The 3481-nt window shown below is 42.8% G+C and carries 3 protein-coding genes; 1 reads left to right on the top strand and 2 read right to left on the bottom strand.

The window, feature by feature from the left end; translation table 11 throughout:
* Positions 1-327: 327 nt before the first annotated feature.
* Positions 328-606 carry a helix-turn-helix transcriptional regulator gene (locus tag RMO15_RS22490; RefSeq protein WP_309717532.1) on the top strand — a complete coding sequence of 93 codons (279 nt, stop codon included), beginning with the start codon at positions 328-330 and terminating at the stop codon, positions 604-606.
* A 12-nt stretch (positions 607-618) separates the two neighbouring features.
* On the opposite strand, the gene RMO15_RS22485 is transcribed toward RMO15_RS22490, so the two are convergent.
* Both RMO15_RS22485 and RMO15_RS22480 read right to left on the bottom strand, forming a co-directional pair.
* Complete coding sequence (locus RMO15_RS22485; RefSeq protein WP_309717529.1) at positions 619-951, bottom strand: hypothetical protein; 333 nt, start codon at positions 949-951, stop codon at positions 619-621.
* A gap of 311 nt (positions 952-1262) precedes the next feature.
* The gene (locus tag RMO15_RS22480; RefSeq protein ID WP_309717527.1) at positions 1263-3173 is read right to left on the bottom strand and encodes a hypothetical protein; all 1911 of its coding nucleotides are present in this window, start codon (positions 3171-3173) and stop codon (positions 1263-1265) included.
* Positions 3174-3481 lie beyond the last annotated feature (308 nt).

Here is a 3481-nt window from a genome sequence, read left to right as displayed (position 1 = left end):
ACCGTGACTCCCGAGAGAGATAAGACGCCCTGCTCCTTACCATCGACATATACGGTGTGGCTTCCGGGGGACAGGGCAAAATGGGCCAAGCCCTTATCGTCTGTGTACTGCTCGTAGTTGCCTCCGGAATAGACCACGACCCGACTCCGATGCACTACGTTTCCCGTTGCCTCTGAAACCACCTTGATACTGACCATTACTCCTGCCTCCTAGCCGCTCATTGCGGCACTGATAGATTGGTTATTTTACCATGTATATATCCAGTGGGATTAATACAGTGTGATTATTCCCGTGGTTTGTATCCACTATTTCCTCAATCCTGTGGGGATGCAAAAAAGAAAAACTCTGGAGAATCGTGATCCGCTTCTCCAGGCGGTGGCCATTAGGATTCGGGCTCTCCGTGAAGGGAAGGGAATCGCTCAGGAGGTCTTTGCTTACGAGGCTGGGATAGATCGCAGCTACTACGGCGGGATCGAGCGGGGCAAGTACAGCCCGACGGCCATCAATCTGGCTAAGATCGCGGTGGCGCTTGGGGTGGAGGTAGGGGAGCTGTTTCCGACAAAAGAAGAACTGACACTACTGTTACAAGGTCCGAATTCAGAGTAAGGAAAAATTCAATCAAAAAGACATTTTCAATCCAAATGCAATTAAGGAGATAAATACCGCAGCTATGGAGTATAAAACAACGTCTCGGATAAATTTAACAATTTTATTAGGTAGGTTTTTGGTTAAGATATCAAACAGTAATAATGATATTAATGTGCCCGGAAGCGCCACTCTTATAGCTTCTAATGGAAAAAATAAGAGAGAAATGAAAGGTATAGTTATAAAACCACTATTATTTGAGCTTGATTGTGAATCTGATATAAATTGTAGAGCAATAATAGTAGCTCCGATAAAACCACCCAGTACACCTACTACTGAACGAAGTGTGATACGCTGATTTTTCATATAATTATTGTGATAAGAAATATAGTTTAAGTAAATACTCATTGTTATATGATTTAATACTATCCTCCTTGACCTGTCGGTAATGTTCGGAAAAGTGTGTAAAAATACTGGAGTCATAGGCTACTGGAAGCGGCTTGCCGCATTGGGCGGCCATCTTAAGGGTCGTGTGATAGCCTCAGCTCGTCCGCACCTGTGGAAATATACTTTGCTACACAAAATTGAGATGGAGTCCGAAGCCCTTTTTACACCAAATTCTGGACTTTGCTGACCCGCTCACCCGAGTTTCTTCGCCGGAAATCAGTTGCAATCTGCTATTTATGCTTTCGTAAAGGAACAAGGATTAGCTCTGATTGGATGACAGCACGGCTTGTTGAAACAACCTTGACTCTAATTCCTAGGGTTAGTTCTCCATCATTATTGCTAAATGACCCAGCATCATCGTTCATCGTCACAAAAAAACGGCCTGATGTTGCAATAGTCCCGGAAAAAGAAGATCCAACTAGAAACGGTTGCTCGTTTCCGATTTTTCCAATTAAGGCACCGGTTTTTACTGTCTTAATAAAAGGTGAACCTACATCCTTAATTTTCCAGCCATCGGGGCCATATTCCGGTGCAATACCAATATTCCCCTCATTACCATGAGTCCATATCCCTACAGCTTCAACAAGGAGCTGGGCTCCTGCTGGAATATCAATATTGGTATCCATCCATTCTATATTTGCTGGAAGGTTAATTCTTTCGCCAGCACCTTGAAGCCATGCCTTGATAGTAGTGCGCAGTATTTCTGGAAGTGTAGATGCATTGGGTAAGTTAGAGTGAGAAACTCCATCTAAAGGCAGGCTATGAGTTGTATCCCACCCATCATTAATGCGACTATAATTTGAAAGATTGATGTCTTCTCCACGAGAACTACGACGAAAAACAACACCATCACTCTCTTCAGGGCTAAAGATTTTTGCAGCAAAGATTTCTTTACTATCTGCATCAACTAATGGAATATCGTAACCAACACGTCCAAAAACTGCATAGTATGCTGAATTTGAGCGACGAGGAGAGTTATTTAAGGCTTTAAGAAACAAAGATTGTGTTTCAATACTAGAGGCATTACTAGATCCATTTGTCATAGCTTCCAGTGCTGAACTTGATCTATACAAGTTACTATCAGCACCTGTCTCTAGCTTTACTTGTTGATCTTTAAGCCAGGCCAAGCTTTTAACTGCATTTGTTGGAATGCCTTGGTTAGGAGTCCCGAACATGAATAAAGCAGTTACATCGCTAGCACCTCCATGCTCTATTGCCAACCTAGAAACAAGACCGCCTTGACTATGAGCGAAAAGATAAATAACAACTCCATCTACGAGCAAATTATTTAAATATTTTGCCAAAACCCGCCCTGATTCAGCAGGTGTAGCTAATATATCATCATATTCAAATCCAAGGATTCCATCGAAAAAAAGATTTGCGCTTGAAGTGTTATTTATAGTAGATAGAAATGTAGTAAGTTTATGAAAATGTTCATTACTATGTAGGGGGTTATCTCTACGTGTAAAGGTTCCTGGAATAATTATAGCTAGCCGTTTACCTCGACTTGGAGTAAACGACCTCCAACTATCGAGTATCCAACTTCCGCTTTGCCCGGTCACTGCGCTTGCCTGATATGAATATAAACTTTCGTTAACATTACCTGGTTTAGGGGTTAATACGATTTTTGCGATTCCAACTTTGACCCGCTTTGTAACCGCACGGTTTCTGCCTACATTTGGGATTAACGAACTTGTGAGAACTGTAGTCGATGCAGTTGTTCCGCTAAAATCAGGACTAGCGAAAACAGGACTAGCTTGAGACTGATCATGAATATAGATTAGCAAGTCCTCTTGCTTGAGTGATGGGTCGAAAGGTAACCGAATTGTGATTATACTATCGTTTGCTACCCCAATATTCACATCTAGTAAGATATCATACGACGTCATTCCGGCGATCTCATCTGTTGTAAAAACTGAAGAGGAGGTACCACTAGTTAACTCGACGCGAGAACTCTGCGAAATAACACCATCAGGAATTATGAGCGATGCTTTACCATCGTTAGAGGTTACAGTACGTCCTGTTAGAGGCGAGTCTTTGCCACCTCCACCCCCGCAGCCAGCAAGGATGGTTGCAGTTGATGCTCCAGATACTAATAGAAACTGACGCCGATTGTATACGTGCTTTTTCATTTCTTCCATGAGTTATGGATCCGAGCGTGTTGTCCGAGGAAGAGCCTTCCACATGATGCTCTACCAGGCTAACAACGTGACCCGATTCATAACCAACCTCCCTATGATTGTCTAACAATGATTGCTTATCATATCCGTTGGAAGCCTGGATTTGAAGCGAAAAAGCACACCTTTTAGGTGATTTTTCTGATCCTGAAATCTGTGTGTTTTCTTTGGTGGGGATAAAAAATAGGCCAACAGGCAGGTGGGTTTTATACAATAGAATCAGTACGGCGATTTCGGGGCCGTTCGCGCCATTCGAGCGGAAGATACACAAC

Origin of the sequence: Armatimonas sp., assembly GCF_031410135.1 — a bacterium.
In the GTDB taxonomy this organism is placed as follows: domain Bacteria; phylum Armatimonadota; class Armatimonadia; order Armatimonadales; family Armatimonadaceae; genus Armatimonas.
Note: the sequence above shows the minus strand (reverse complement) of the source record. Positions and strands in the feature narration are given on the sequence as shown.